Here is a 13,862-nt window from a genome sequence, read left to right as displayed (position 1 = left end):
CCGACATTCGGGGACTCCCCGCGATCCGGGCGCGGTGCCGTATGCTCCCGCACCGTGACGTGTCCGGCCGTCTCGCGCCGACCGGACCACGATCGGCGGGAGGTCGGTGCGATGCGACGGTGGTGGACGGCGGCCGCGGCCGGCGCGGTGGCGGCCCTGGCGCTCGCGGGCTGCGGCGCCCCGGCGGGCACCGACCGGAACCTGACCGACGACTGGCCGGCGCCCGCCGCGCCGCAGACGTTCGTCCCCGCCACCGGTGTCTGCCACGGCAACATCCAGGACGTCGGCTACCTCACCGCCTACAACCCGGTCGACTGCACCGTGTCGCACCGCGCGGAGACCGTGCACGTCGGCACGTTCACCGGGTCGGCGGCCGAGCGCACCACGCCCCCGCCCGCCGGCTCGGCCGGCATGCGCGCCGCCCGGGCCGAGTGCGACACGAAGGTCAAGGAGGTGCTCGGCGCGGACTGGCGCTCCGGCCGGCTCGGGCTGAGCGTGGTGCTGCCGTCGCCGCGGGCGTGGGGCGGCGGCGCCCGCTGGTTCCGCTGCGACCTGAGCGAGCAGGCCAGCCTCGACGAGCCGAGCGCCAAGTTCCGGACGGGAAGCCTGAAGGGGGCCCTGGCCGGCGCCGCCCCGCTCGCCCACCGCTGCTTCAACCCCAAGCTCAGCGACGATGAGGTGCAGGAGATGGTGGCGGTGGCCTGCACCAGCAAGCACCGCGCCGAGTTCGTCGGCGTCTGGCAGGCCCCGGACACCGGCTACGACGCCTTCATCCGGGACAGCCAGAAGGTGCACCGGGCGTGCCGGGCGCTGATCGCGACGTACGTCAAGGTGCCGAACAACGGCGACCTGCAGTACCGGGCGGGCTCGATCTTCTACCACCCCTTCGAGCGGGAGTGGCGCAACGGCAACCGGGGCGTCCAGTGCTTCCTCTGGGTCAGCGACCGCAACCTGACCCGCTCGATGAAGGGCGCCGGCACGAAGGGCCTGCCGGTCACCTGAGCGCCGGCCGCCCGGCCTGACCCACCGTCAGGCTCGGGCCGGGGGACCCGGCGCCCACCGGGATGGCCGATGGGCGCCGGTCGGGCGATCAGGTGCGGCGCAGCACCGCGAGGAACATCGCGTCGGTGCCGTGCCGGTGCGGCCAGAGCTGCACCGTCGGCCCGTCACCGAGACCGGGCATCCCCGCCGGCAGCAGCGGCCGGGCGTCGACGAAGTCGACCGGCACCCCGGATCGACGGGACGCCTCGGTCACCGTCACGTGCGTCTCCACGGTGTGCGGGGAACACGTCACGTAGGCGACCAGGCCGCCCGGGCGGACGGCCCGCAGCGCCGCGGCGAGCAGCTCCCGCTGCAACCGGGTCAACGGCGGCAGGTCCGACGGCTCGCGCCGCCAGCGGGACTCCGGCCGGCGGCGCAGCGACCCCAGCCCGGTGCAGGGGGCGTCGACCAGCACCCGGTCGAAGTGCGCCTCCGGCAGCTTCGGGTCGGCGCCGACCGTGCGGCCGTCCGTGTTCAGCACCTCCACCGGCAGGCCCCGGGTGGCCTGGGCCACCAGCCGGGCCCGGTGCTCGGCGACCTCGACGGCGGTCAGCCGTGCGTCCCGCTGCGCGGCGAGGGCGCCGAGCAGGCCGGACTTTCCGCCCGGGCCGGCGCACAGGTCGAGCCAGTGCCCGTCCGGGCCGTCCAGCGGAGCCACCGCCAGGGCGTTGGCCACCAACTGGGAGCCCTCGTCCTGCACGTGGGCCCGCCCGTCGGCAAGCGCCGGCAGGTCGCCGGGCGCCCCGCCCGAGAGATAGACGGCGTACGGGGAGAACGCCCCCGGGGCCCCGCCGACCTCGTCGGCCAGCGCGACCGGGTCGGCCAGCCCGGGCCGGGCGCACAGGTGCACCGGCGGGCGCTCGTTGTCCTCGATCAGCAGCCGGGCGGTCTCGCCGAGGTCGCCGCCGAGCGCCTCGGCGAAGGCCCGCACGATCCACTGCGGATGGCTGTACGCCAGCGCGAGGTGCCCGATCGGGTCGGTCTCCATCGGCGGGCCGAGCTTGGCCACCCAGGCGTCGGCGTCCCGGCCGGCGACCTCGCGCAGCACCGCGTTGGCGAAGCCCGTCGCGCCGGGGCCGACCGCGCGGACCAGGTCGACGGTCGAGGAGACCGCGGCGTGCGCCGGCACCCGGGTGTGCAGGAGCTGGTACGCCCCGAGCCGCAGCGCGTCGCGTACCGGCGGGTCGATGCGCTGCACGTCCCGCCCGGCCGCGTCGGTGAGGATCGCGTCGAGGGTGCCGAGGTGGCGCAGCGTGCCGTAGGTCAGCTCGGTGGCGAAGGCCGCGTCCCGGCCGGTCAGCCCGGTGTCGCGCAGCAGCGACGGGAGCACCAGGTTGGCGTACGCGTCGTCCCGGTGCACCGCCGCGACGGCCTCGTACGCGACCTGCCGCGGCAGGTCCACCGTCGGGCGGGCCGGTCGGCGACCGCCGTCGCGCCGGTCGCCCCACCGGCCGCCCCCCGCCGGCCGGTCGCCGCGCCGACCGCCCGCCGGGCGCTCGCCGCGCCCGGGGCCGCCGCGCCGCTCACCCTGTCGCTCTGCGGGGAAGCGGTCGCCGGAGGGCCGCTCGGGGCCCGTCACGCGAGCGCCTCCCCCGCGGCCACCCGGGCGCCGCGCGCCCAGTCGGTCGCCGCCATCGCCCGCTTGCCCGCGGCCCGCACCTCGCCGAGGCGCACCGGGACGGTGGCCGTGCCGGCCAGCACCCGGGACTTCTCCACCAGCAGCTCGCCGGGCTTCAGTTCGGGGCCGTCGGCCACCGGAGCGACCGGACCGAGCTTGACCCGCTCGCCCCGGAACGTCGTCCACGGCCCCGGCGCCGGCGTGCAGGCCCGGATCCGCCGGTCCACCGCGAACGCCGGGTCGGACCAGCGCACCCGGGCGTCCTCCACGGTCAGCTTCGGCGCCAGCGACACCCCGTCGGCGGGCTGCGCCTCGGCGCGGGCGGTGCCGTCGGCGATCGCGTCGAGGACGGCCACCAACAGGCCCGCGCCGGAGTGGGCGAGCCGATCCAGCAGGTCGCCCGAGGTGTCGGCCGGACGGATCTCGTCGGTGAGCGTGCCGTAGACGGGACCGGTGTCGAGGCCCTCCTCCAACTGGAAGACGCTGGCCCCGGTCAGCTCGTCGCCGTGCAGCACGGCGTGCTGGACGGGCGCGGCCCCGCGCCACGCGGGCAGCAGGGAGAAGTGCAGGTTGATCCACCCGTGCCGGGGGATCTCCAGGGCGGCCGGCGGCACCAGCGCGCCGTAGGCCACCACGGGGACGCAGTCGGGGGCCAGCTCGCGCAGCCGGTCCAGGAACTCCGGCTCGCGCGGGCGGGCCGGGGTGAGCACCTCGATCCCGTGCTCGTCGGCCCACGCCCCGACGGGGGACCGGGACAGCCCGCGCCCCCGCCCGGCGGGCGCGTCGGGACGGGTGACCACGGCGACCAGCTCGTGGCGGGAGGCCGCCACGGCGGCCAGGGCGGGTACGGCGACGGCCGGAGTGCCGGCGAAGATCACGCGCACGGGCGGCTCACCGACCCAGGCCGAAGGGGCTGCTGGAGGCGTGCGGGTTGAGCTTCACCGTCGGCGGGGCGGCCGGGTCGTACCACTCCGCCTGGCGGATCGCCTTCATCGCCTCCTTGCGGCCGGCCGGGTCCAGCCGGTCCACGAAGAGCACCCCGTCGAGGTGGTCCGTCTCGTGCTGCACGCAGCGCGCCATCAGGCCGGTGCCGACGATCTGCAGCGGGTCGCCGTAGCCGTTGAAGCCCTTGGCGATCACGTTCTGCCGGCGCTTGGTGTCGAAGTAGAGGCCCGGGATGGACAGGCAGCCCTCCGGGCCGTCCTGTTCCTCCTCGTCGGGGAACTCCAGCACCGGGTTGACCAGGTGGCCCAGCACGTCGTCGACGTCGAAGGTGAACACCCGCAGACCCACGCCGAGCTGCGGCGCGGCCAGGCCGGCGCCGTTCTGCTCGCGCATCGTGTCGGTCAGGTCCGCGATGAGCTTGCGCAGCTCGACGTCGAAGTCGACCACCGGATCGGCCGGCGTGCGCAACACCGGATCCCCGAACAGACGGATGGGCTGGACGGTCACTCGGCGTGGCTCCTTCGGCTGGACGACGTGGTGCCGTACCAGTCTACGGAGTGCCGGGAGTCGTCCCGGCCGGCGTACCGCGATGCGCCGCCGCCGGTGCCGTGTCGATGGTCCCCCGCGGGCACGGGGCCGGCCCGCGGCGCGCGGATCAGTGGGCGGTTCCGCCGGTGCCGGACGGCCCGCCGGCCGCGCGGATCAGGCGCCGGCGCCCGGCTCCCCGGCCAGCACCGTGCCCCCGCCGAGCAGGGCGTGCTCGGGCAGCGGCAGCTCGATCTTGTGGGCGGCCTCCCAGTCGTGGATCAGGGCGGGCCGGGTCTGGGCGGCGAAGTAGTCCACCGCGCTCATTCCGCCGACCACCGGCTCGTCGACCTCCGCGACGAGGTGGGCCGGCACCAGGCGGAAGCCGTTCTGCAGGGCGGCGCTGAGCCGGCGGTGCCCGTCGACGACGAAGAAGTGCTCCCCCGTGTAGCCGATCCGCAGCGGCTCCAGCGCCTCGTCGCCGGCCGCGGCCACGTCGCCGACGAACTCGGAGTCCCACAGGTCGCGCAGGGTGGCGATGTCCTCGGTCGGGTAGATCCGGGCCGGGTCGAGCAGCAGCAGCGGCGGGGCGTCGCGCAGCACGTCCGCGCACAGCCGGCCCTCGTACGCGTCGATGATGTGCTCGATGACCTCGTCCGCCGAGGCGCGGGTGGTGTCGCAGATCAGGTCGTAGTTGCGCAGCCGGGCCTTGTCCACCCCGTAGCGGACGATGAACCGGCCCCGCTCGCTCTCGCTGCGCTCCCGCAGCTTCGCCTTGGCCTCCTCCAGCGACGTGTAGCTCTCGGCCGGCCCGGAGGGACGGGCGAGCACCCGGCGGGCCGCCTCGCCCTGCTCGGTGATCATGTGCACCTTGAGCGCGTCGGTGAAGAAGTGCCAGGCCAGCCGGGAGTCCATGACCAGCCGCTCGCCCGAGGCGGCGATGTCCCGCTGGAGCTGGTCGACGTAGCCGTCGACGGCCTGGTCCAGCTCGGCGTGCAGGTTGAGCTGCAGCGCGGTCATCTGCCGCTCCTGCGCCATCTGCCGGTAGAGGTCACCGACGCTGACCCGGCGCAGGCCGAGCCGCTTGGCGATCTCCACCGAGACGGTGCTCTTGCCGCTGCCGAGGTCACCATTGAAGACGATCGACTGACGAACGGTCACGACTGGTCCACCCCTGCTCACCGGCTGATTGACATCATCGACATCGCGCCGAACCGACGCGCTTCCGCCATCGTCGCGCGATCCTGCGACAACTCCAGCTCGGCGCGTCTGGCGCCGCGCCGCGACCTGGAGCCGTCGTACGCCCGGGCATGACGGGCGATGCTATCACCCGCTCGCGGGCCGCCCGCCGTACACGGCGTGCGACGGCGGGGCAGGTCGGGCGCCGGGGACCTCGGGACCGTGCGGCGGATCACGGGCGGCGCGGGTGCCGCCCCGGTCAGAAGAGGCTGAGCGGGTCCACCTGGAGGCGGACCGGGTCGAGCGCCTTGCGCGCCGTGCGTACCCCGGCCGCCGAGTGCAGCGCACCGGCCAGCGCGGCCGCCCGGGCCCGGGGCACCCGGACCAGCATCCGCTCCCGCTCCCCGTCGGCCGGCACCGGTCCGAGCACCTCGGCCTCGGCCGGGAGCCGGGCCTCGGCCAGCAGGTCGGCCACCGCCGCCGGCGGGCCGGTCACGCTGGCCATCCGCACCGCCGGCGGGAAGCCCAGCTCCCGCCGCTCGGCCAGCTCCCGGGCGGCGAACCAGGCGGCGTCCCAGCGCAGCAGCGCCTGCACCGGGGCGAGGGCGCCGTCGGCGACCACCACCACCCGACCGCCGCCGGCGGCGGGGCGGGCCAGGGCGGCGGCGGCCAGCCAGCGACGCAGCGCCTCCTCCCCCGCCCGCAGGTCGGCCCGGGTGAGCAGGGCCCAGGAGTCCAGGAGCAGCACCGCGCCGAAGCCGCCCTCGGCGACCGGCTCGGCGCCGGGGGTGGCGATGACCAGGCCGGCGCCGCCGGGCACGGTGGCGAGCACCTCGTCGCGGCCGGAGGTGCGCACCGGCACGCCGGGGAAGGCCCGCCCCAGCTCCTCGGCGGTGCGTCGGGCGCCGGTGACGGAGGCGCGCAGCCGCCGCCCGCCGCATTCCGGGCAGGCGTACGCGGCGGCGACCCGCCCGCACCAGCGGCAGGCCGGGCTGCCCTCGGCCGAGGGCAGCGCGAGCGGCCCGGCGCAGTGCGGGCACCGGGCCGGGGTCCGGCACTCGGCGCAGGCCACCGAGGGCAGGTAGCCGCGGCGGGGCACCTGGACCAGCACCGGCAGGTCGGCCCGGATCGCCTCGCGGGCGGTGGTCCAGGCCAGGCTGGGCAGCCGGGCGGTGGCCGCCCCGGGGTCCCGGGCCAGTTGCGGGTCGTCGCCGGTGGGCGCGATCGCCGGCATCCGGGCCCGCAGGGTGGCCCGGTCGGCCACCACCTCGCGGGCCCACCCGGTCTCCACCAGCAGCTGCGCCTCGGCGGTGCGGGCGAACCCGCCGACCAGGGCGGCGGCGTCGCCGAGCTGGGCGCGGGTGAGCAGCACCTCCCGGGCGTGCGGGTACGGGGCCCGGGGCTCGGCGTGCAGGTCGTCGCCGTCGTCCCAGATGGCCACCAGGCCGAGGCGGGCGACCGGGGCGAACATCGCGGCCCGGGTGCCGATCACCACGGGCACGTCGCCGCGCCGGGCGGCGAGGAACGCCCGGTAGCGCCGGGCGGGGCCGAGGGCGGCGGAGAGGCAGACGTGCCGCCCCGGGCCGAGGGCGGCGTGCAGGGCGGTGTCGAGGCGATCCAGGTCGCGGTTGTCGGCGACCACCACCACCGCGCCCTGGCCGCCAGCGACGGTCGCGGCGACGGCCTCGGCGTACCGGGCGGGCCAGTCCTCCCCCGGCAGCGCCGACCAGACCGCCCGGGGTGCCCGCCCGTCGGCCAGCGCCCGGAGCAGGGCCGGCCCGGCCGGGTAGTCCCGCCAGGCGTCCGGACCGGGCCACACCACCGACCCGGCGCCCGCCGGGCCGTCCACCGGCCCGACGACCTCGGACCCGACGACCTCGGACCCGACGACCTCGGACCCGACGACCTCGGGCCCGGCGGGACCTTCGTCCGGCGCGCCGGGTGCTCCCCCGGACACCGTGACGCCGTCCCCCGGCGCCGCGGCGTCCCCGGCCGGCACGGCCGCGTCCCCGGCCGACGCGGTCTCGGCGCGGGCGCGGACGTCCTTCTCCACCCGGGCGTGCCGGGGCGGTACGGCGAGGCGGAGCACGTCGGCGAGGTTGCCGGCGTAGCGGTCGGCGACCGCCCGGGCCAGCCGGGCGACCTCCGGGGCGAGCACCGGCTCGGGCGAGACGACCTTCTCCAGGTACGCCAGCCGGCCGGTGTGCCCCGAGTCGTCGGCCCGCTCCAGCAGCCAGCCGTCGACGAGCTGCCCCGCGAAGCGGACCTTCACCCGCGTGCCGGGGACGGCGTCGGCGTCCAGCTCGGCGGGGACGAGGTAGTCGAACGGGCGGTCCAGGTGGGCCAGGGGCATGTCGACGCAGACGCGAGCGACCGGCGACCCCGCAGCGGGTCGCCGGTCGCTGCGCCTGGTGCCGGTCAGGCTCCCGCGGCCGACTTGAGGTCGGCGGCCCGGTCGGTGCTCTCCCAGGTCAGGTCCGGCAGCTCACGGCCGAAGTGGCCGTACGCGGCGGTCTGCTGGTAGATCGGGCGGAGCAGGTTGAGGTCGCGGATGATGGCGGCCGGCCGCAGGTCGAAGACCTCGGTGACGGCCTGCTCGATCGAGGCGACCGGCACGGTCTCGGTGCCGAACGTCTCGACGAAGAGGCTGACCGGGTGGGCCTTGCCGATCGCGTAGGCGACCTGCACCTCGCACCGCTCGGCCAGGCCGGCGGCGACCACGTTCTTGGCCACCCAGCGGGTCGCGTACGCCGCCGAGCGGTCGACCTTCGACGGATCCTTGCCGGAGAACGCGCCGCCGCCGTGCCGGGCGTAGCCGCCGTAGGTGTCAACGATGATCTTGCGCCCGGTCAGGCCGGCGTCGCCCATCGGCCCGCCGATCTCGAACCGGCCGGTCGGGTTGACCAGCAGCCGGTAGCCCTCGGTGTCCAGGCCGAGGCTCTCCAGCTCCGGCGCGATGACGTGCTCGCGCACGTCGGGGGTCAGCAGCGAGTCCAGCGAGATGTCCGCGGCGTGCTGGCTGGAGACGACCACCGTGTTGAGCCGGACGGGGCGCAGCCCCTCGTACTCGATGGTGACCTGGGTCTTGCCGTCCGGCCGCAGGTAGGGGATGGTGCCGTCCTTGCGCACCTGCGACAGCCGGCGGGCCAGCCGGTGCGCCAGCGCGATCGGCAGGGGCATCAGCTCGGGCGTCTCCGAGCAGGCGAACCCGAACATCATGCCCTGGTCGCCGGCGCCCTGGGCGTCCAGCGCGCTCTCCGAGGCCCCGGTACGCAGCTCGAAGGCGTTGTCGACACCCTGGGCGATGTCCTCCGACTGCGCGCCGATGGAGACGCTGACGCCGCAGGAGGCGCCGTCGAAGCCCTTCTTCGACGAGTCGTAGCCGATGTCGAGGATGGTCCGACGGACAATGGTCGGGATGTCGGCGTACGCCTTGGTGGTCACCTCGCCGGCGATGTGCACCTGGCCGGTGGTGATCATGGTCTCGACCGCGACCCGGCTGCGCGGGTCCTCGGCGAGCAGGGCGTCGAGAATGCCGTCGCTGATCTGGTCGGCGATCTTGTCCGGGTGGCCTTCCGTGACCGATTCGGAAGTGAAGAGGCGGCGTGTCACGGCACTCCTAGCTTGTGGATAAGTCGTTCCGCGGAAGTCTAGTCATCCGCCCGCGCGCCGGGGGCCTTCGGTCATGCTCGGTTCCAGCCGTCAGGAACGGTCGGGCAACCGGGCCGCCACGAGGTCCCAGACGGCGTCGGCGAGGTCTTCCTTGGACTGTTCGGGCAGCCGACTGACCGACCCGTCCGCGCCGATGACGGTCGCCGCGTTGGTGTCGGCGCCGAAGACCTTGTCGGTGCCGACCTCGTTGATGACGATGAGGTCCGCCCGCTTGCGGGCGAGCTTGGCCCGGCCGTTGGCCTCGGCGTCGCCGGTCTCCGCGGCGAACACCACCAGCATCTGCTCCGGGCGACGGCGCTGGCCCAGCTCGGCGGCGATGTCCGGGTTGGTGACGAGTGCGATGGTGGGCGCGTCGCCGTCGTCCGACTTCTTGATTTTGCCAGGCGCGTAGGTCGCCGGGCGGAAATCGGCGGGAGCCGCCGCCATCACCACCACGTCGGCCTCGGCGGCCGCCGCGAGCGTGGCCTCCCGCAGCTCGGCGGTGGTGCCGACCCGGACCAGGTCGACGCCCGCCGGGTCGGGCAGCGAGACGTTGGCCGAGACCAGCGTGACCCGGGCGCCGCGGGCGACGGCGCAGCGGGCGAAGGCGTAGCCCTGCTTGCCGGAGGAGCGGTTGCCCAGGAAGCGGACCGGGTCGAGGGGCTCGCGGGTGCCGCCGGCGGTCACCACCACGTGCCGCCCGGCCAGGTCGGCGGGAGCGGCGACGCCCCGGGCCAGGGCCCGGCGGGCGACGGCGAAGATCTCCGCCGGGTCGGGCAGCCGGCCCTTGCCGGTGTCGGCCCCGGTGAGCCGGCCGACGGCGGGCTCGACCACCCGGACGCCCCGGGAGCGCAGCGTCGCGACGTTGGCGACGGTGGCGGGGTGCTCCCACATCTCGGTGTGCATGGCCGGGGCCAACACGACCGGGCAGCGTGCGGTGAGCAGCGTGTTGGTCAGCAGGTCGTCGGCGAGGCCGTGGGCGGCCTTGGCGAGCAGGTCGGCGGTGGCCGGCGCGACCACGACGAGGTCGGCCTGCTGGCCGAGCCGGACGTGCGGCACCTCGTGCACGTCGGACCAGACGTCGTCGGCGACCGGCTGGCCGGAGAGCGCCGCCCAGGTCGGCGCCCCGACGAAGCGGAGCGCCGACGCGGTCGGCACGACCCGGACCCGGTGGCCCGACTCGGTGAAGAGCCGCAGCAGCTCGCACGCCTTGTAGGCGGCGATGCCGCCGCCGACCCCGAGGACGATCCGGGGGGACATGGGCGCGGGGCGGGTTACGGCTGGTCGGTCGGCTCGGCGGTGAGCAGGCCGGCGTTGATCTCGCGCATGGCGATGGAGAGCGGCTTCTCCTGCGGGGTGGTCTCGACCAGCGGGCCGACGTACTCCAGCAGGCCCTCACCGAGCTGGCTGTAGTAGGCGTTGACCTGGCGCGCGCGCTTGGCGGCGAAGATGACCAGCGCGTACTTCGACGTCGTCTTCTCGAGGAGCTCGTCGATCGGCGGGTTGGTGATGCCTTCGGGGTTTGCGATGGATCCCACGAATTAACCTCTGCGTCTATCGCACCGCGGCAGCGGTGCTGGCGGTCAACCGCGCAGATGCGGTCGCGCCGGAGCCAGGAAAGAAGAACCGGACAAGCCTACCAGCTCCTCGACGACCCGATCGGTGAGGTCGTGCGCGACGGTGTGGTCGAACGCCGCCAGGGTGTCCGCCGGGGGGACGATGCCGGGCGGGTGCAGCAGCACCAGCCGGGCGTCGGGCAGCGCCGCCCGGACCAGCAGCGCGCCGGCGAGGTCGAGGCCGAGCAGCACCGGCTGCCCGGCGGCCAGCCGGGTCCGCACCGGTCCGCCCGGCGTGCCGCGCCGGTGCGGCCCGGCCCGGCTCCACTCCAGCAGCTCCCCCGCCGCGACCATGCGGTCGAACTGCGCGGGGAGCAGGAAGAGGCGGTCCACCCCGTCCAGCTCGCCCTCCCGACGGGGGCGCGTGGTGGCCGGCACGGGGATCCACACGGACGGAGAACGCGCCCGGACGCACTCGACGACACTCTCCGTGCCCGAACCCGAAGGTCCGGCCAGGACAGTGAGCCGAGTCGCCGGGCGCGCCTCGTCATCCGTGCTCACGGCTTGTTTCTACACGCTGCCAGCCTCAGTTGGCGGCGAACTCCCCAAGCAGTGCCTTGCGCTGCTGCTCGCCGAGGCCACGCAGGCGACGGCTGTCGGCGATCTTGAGCTTCTCCATGATCTGGGTGGCCCGGATCTTGCCGATGCCCGGCATCGCCTGCAGCACGGCGGAGACCTTGAGCTTGCCGACGACGTCGTCGGACTCGGCGCGCTCGAGGACGGCTCCGAGGGTGGTCTTGCCCTGCTTGAGCTGCTCCTTCAGCTCAGCACGGGCCTTGCGGATCTCCGCGGCCTTCTCCAGCGCGGCAGCGCGCTGTTCGGGGGTCAGTGACGGGAGCGGCACCAGTTCTCCTCAGGTCCCTATCGCGGCGGGCGGGACGCCACGCCGCATCTGTGAAACGTGGTGTCGCTGTGAACCAAGGGGTCCGTGGTTCCCAGCGCCGGGAAAACTAGCGGCCAACGACGGTTTCGGCAACGTGGACGCGCGATGATCACCACAAAGTGACCGAGCCGTCAGTCAGTCAGCCGCCGGTCAGGGCGGCCCGGCAGTCGGCCAGGGCCCGCTCCGCGGCGGCCCGCAGCGCGGCCGCGTCCGGGCCCGCGTTCAGCACCTCGCGGGAGTACGAGGGCAGTACGGCGGGCAGGCTGGAGCCGAAGACGACGCGCAGATCCGCCGCGGTGGCGCCCTGCGCCCCGAGGCCCGGGGCGAGCAGCGGGCCGTTGACCCGGGACAGGTCGTGGCCGGTGTCGCCGATGGTCGCGCCGACCACCAGGCCGAAGCTGCCGAGCGGTTCGGCACCCGCGTTGAGCTGGGAAATCTCGTCGATGACGGTCTGCGCCACGGTCCGTCCGTCGGCGGTGTGGGCGCGCTGCACGGCGGCGCCCTCGGGGTTGCTGGTGAGCGCCAGCACGAAGACCCCGCCGCCGTGCTCGGCGGCCAGCTCGAACATCGGGGCGAGCGAGCCGACGCCGAGGTACGGACTGGCCGTCACCGCGTCGACATGGACCGGACTGGATGGATCAAGGTACGCCGAGGCGTACGCGGCGACGGTCGAGCCGATGTCACCGCGCTTGACGTCCAGCAGAACGAGCGAGCCGGCTTCGCGTAACTGTCGGATAGTTGACTCTAGAATCGCCACTCCGCGCGAGCCGAACCGCTCAAAAAAGGCCGACTGGGGCTTGACCACCGCGACCCGGTCACCGAGGGCTTCCGCGACCGTCCGGGCGAACCGGTCAAGCCCCCGGACGTCGTCGTCGAGCCCCCAGCGGGCCAGCAGCCCCGGGTGCGGGTCGATGCCGACGCAGAGCGGCCCACGCTCGGTGACGGCCCGGTGCAGGCGGGCGCCGAAGCTCTCCATCCGGTTCTCTCCCTCTCCTCGCCCGGGCGTTCCGCCGCCCGGGGCACGCTCGTCGGCGGGCGGCGCGCGCCCGCGTACTCCCGCCGGACCGTGACCGGCGGCTCAGCCCGCCCGCACGGCGGCGGCGACCCCGGCGGCGATCCGGGCCAGGTCGGCGTCGTCCGTGACGTACGGCGGCATGGTGTAGACCAGGTCGCGGAACGGCCGCAGCCAGACGCCCTCGGCGACCGCGGCGGCGGTGGCGGCGGGCAGGTCCACCTCGTGGTCGAGCTGCACCACGCCGATCGCGCCGAGCACCCGCACGTCGCGCACCCCCGGCGCGCCCCGCAGCGGCTCCAGGCCGGCCCGCAGGCCCGCCTGCACCCTCGACACCTGCCCGGCCCAGTCCCCGGCCCGCAGCAGGCCCAGGGAGGCGTTGGCGACCGCGCAGGCCAGCGGGTTGCCCATGAACGTCGGGCCGTGCGCCAGCACGCCGTCGGCGGAGATGCCCCGGGCGACCTCCGCCGTGCAGAGCGCGGCGGCCAGCGTCAGGTAGCCGCCGGTGAGCGCCTTGCCCACGCACATCACGTCGGGCACCACCCCGGCGTGCTCGGCGGCGAACATGGCACCCGTCCGGCCGAATCCGGTGGCGATCTCGTCGAAGACCAGCAGCACCCCGTGGGCCCGGGTGACCTCGCGCAGCACCCGCAGGTAGTGCGGGTGGTGGAAGCGCATCCCCCCGGCGCCCTGGACGACCGGCTCCACGATGACCGCCGCCAGCTCGTGGGCGTGCCGCTCGACCGCCTCGACCAGGGCCGCCTCGTAGGCGGCGTCGGGCGGGGTGTCGAAGCCGCCGGGCGGGACGGGGGCGAAGACCTGCCGGGGCAGCACGTCGCCCCAGAGGTGGTGCATGCCGCCCTCGGGGTCGCAGACGCTCATCGGGTGGAACGTGTCGCCGTGGTAGCCGCCCCGCCAGGTGCCCAGCCGGCGGCGTTCCGGCCGGCCGGTGGCACGCTGGTACTGCAGGCACATCTTGACGGCGACCTCGACGCTGACCGAGCCGGAGTCGGCCAGGAAGACGTGCTCCAGCCCGTCCGGGGCCAGCTCCACCAGGGTGCCCGCCAGGCGGACCGCCGGCTCGTGGGTAAGCCCGCCGAACATCACGTGGCTCATCCGGCCGAGCTGGTCGGTGACCGCCGCGTCGAGCACCGGGTGCCGGTAGCCGTGGATCGCCGCCCACCACGACGACATCCCGTCGACCAGCTCCCGGCCGTCGGCCAGCCGCAGCCGTACGCCCTGCGCGCCCTCCACCACGTAGGGCGGGTTGGCCGGCGGCAGGGCCGCGTACGGGTGCCAGACGTGCCGACGGTCGGCGGCCAGGATCTCCTCGGGTGTCACGCGCGCTCCTTCGTCATCGCCCCCGCGATCTTGCACTTGTGGCCTCCTTCT

13 protein-coding genes are annotated in these 13,862 nt (G+C 75.3%); 1 reads left to right on the top strand and 12 read right to left on the bottom strand.

The annotated features are described in order from the left end of the window. The first annotated feature begins 111 nt into the window (after positions 1-111). Entirely contained in the window at positions 112-1,002 is an 891-nt protein-coding gene (locus ACFY23_RS23675; protein ID WP_350681789.1) for a septum formation family protein, read from the top strand. Positions 1,003-1,090: 88 nt separating this feature from the next. Here the strand turns inward: ACFY23_RS23675 and ACFY23_RS23670 are convergent, their stop codons facing one another. The 12 genes from ACFY23_RS23670 to ACFY23_RS23615 all read right to left on the bottom strand — a co-directional run bounded on the left by ACFY23_RS23670 (position 1,091) and on the right by ACFY23_RS23615 (position 13,811). Then, the gene (locus ACFY23_RS23670; RefSeq protein WP_350681791.1) at positions 1,091-2,620 is read right to left on the bottom strand and encodes a transcription antitermination factor NusB; all 1,530 of its coding nucleotides are present in this window, start codon (positions 2,618-2,620) and stop codon (positions 1,091-1,093) included. Further along, on the bottom strand, positions 2,617-3,543 hold the full coding sequence (fmt, locus tag ACFY23_RS23665) for a methionyl-tRNA formyltransferase (protein ID WP_350681793.1): 927 nt from the start codon (positions 3,541-3,543) through the stop codon (positions 2,617-2,619). Before fmt ends, ACFY23_RS23670 begins: the two co-directional genes overlap by 4 nt. Before the next feature lie 7 nt (positions 3,544-3,550). After that, positions 3,551-4,111, bottom strand: a complete 561-nt coding sequence (gene def / locus ACFY23_RS23660; protein ID WP_350681795.1) for a peptide deformylase — start codon at positions 4,109-4,111, stop codon at positions 3,551-3,553. 195 nt (positions 4,112-4,306) lie between these two features. Then, complete coding sequence (locus ACFY23_RS23655; RefSeq protein WP_350681797.1) at positions 4,307-5,290, bottom strand: AAA family ATPase; 984 nt, start codon at positions 5,288-5,290, stop codon at positions 4,307-4,309. Positions 5,291-5,567: 277 nt separating this feature from the next. Further along, positions 5,568-7,661 (bottom strand): primosomal protein N', encoded by a 2,094-nt coding sequence (locus ACFY23_RS23650; protein ID WP_350819306.1) that lies wholly within the window; start codon positions 7,659-7,661, stop codon positions 5,568-5,570. 65 nt (positions 7,662-7,726) lie between these two features. Then, entirely contained in the window at positions 7,727-8,920 is a 1,194-nt protein-coding gene (gene metK, locus ACFY23_RS23645) for a methionine adenosyltransferase (RefSeq protein ID WP_350686712.1), read from the bottom strand. 90 nt (positions 8,921-9,010) lie between these two features. Beyond that, the gene (gene coaBC, locus ACFY23_RS23640; RefSeq protein WP_350686713.1) at positions 9,011-10,219 is read right to left on the bottom strand and encodes a bifunctional phosphopantothenoylcysteine decarboxylase/phosphopantothenate--cysteine ligase CoaBC; all 1,209 of its coding nucleotides are present in this window, start codon (positions 10,217-10,219) and stop codon (positions 9,011-9,013) included. Positions 10,220-10,233: 14 nt separating this feature from the next. Continuing rightward, complete coding sequence (gene rpoZ / locus ACFY23_RS23635; RefSeq protein WP_007075826.1) at positions 10,234-10,497, bottom strand: DNA-directed RNA polymerase subunit omega; 264 nt, start codon at positions 10,495-10,497, stop codon at positions 10,234-10,236. A 45-nt stretch (positions 10,498-10,542) separates the two neighbouring features. After that, on the bottom strand, positions 10,543-11,076 hold the full coding sequence (locus ACFY23_RS23630) for a guanylate kinase (protein ID WP_350686715.1): 534 nt from the start codon (positions 11,074-11,076) through the stop codon (positions 10,543-10,545). A 25-nt stretch (positions 11,077-11,101) separates the two neighbouring features. Beyond that, complete coding sequence (gene mihF / locus ACFY23_RS23625; protein WP_007458370.1) at positions 11,102-11,419, bottom strand: integration host factor, actinobacterial type; 318 nt, start codon at positions 11,417-11,419, stop codon at positions 11,102-11,104. Positions 11,420-11,597: 178 nt separating this feature from the next. After that, on the bottom strand, positions 11,598-12,434 hold the full coding sequence (pyrF, locus tag ACFY23_RS23620; protein WP_350686717.1) for an orotidine-5'-phosphate decarboxylase: 837 nt from the start codon (positions 12,432-12,434) through the stop codon (positions 11,598-11,600). Positions 12,435-12,536: 102 nt separating this feature from the next. Next, complete coding sequence (locus ACFY23_RS23615; protein ID WP_350819305.1) at positions 12,537-13,811, bottom strand: adenosylmethionine--8-amino-7-oxononanoate transaminase; 1,275 nt, start codon at positions 13,809-13,811, stop codon at positions 12,537-12,539. Positions 13,812-13,862: the final 51 nt, after the last annotated feature.

It is taken from the genome of Micromonospora sp. NPDC000121 (assembly GCF_042899165.1).
Taxonomy (GTDB): Bacteria; Actinomycetota; Actinomycetes; order Mycobacteriales; family Micromonosporaceae; genus Micromonospora.
The sequence above is the reverse complement of the archived record's forward strand: the minus strand, read 5'-3'. Positions and strand labels throughout refer to the sequence as shown.

Bases quoted from the DNA above. Each gene is read 5' to 3' on its own strand.
- ACFY23_RS23675 (WP_350681789.1), top strand. From the start codon at position 112: ATGCGACGGTGGTGGACGGCGGCCGCGGCCGGCGCGGTGGCGGCCCTG.
- ACFY23_RS23650 (WP_350819306.1), bottom strand. From the start codon at position 7,661: ATGCCCCTGGCCCACCTGGACCGCCCGTTCGACTACCTCGTCCCCGCC.
- coaBC (WP_350686713.1), bottom strand. From the start codon at position 10,219: ATGTCCCCCCGGATCGTCCTCGGGGTCGGCGGCGGCATCGCCGCCTAC.
- pyrF (WP_350686717.1), bottom strand. From the start codon at position 12,434: ATGGAGAGCTTCGGCGCCCGCCTGCACCGGGCCGTCACCGAGCGTGGG.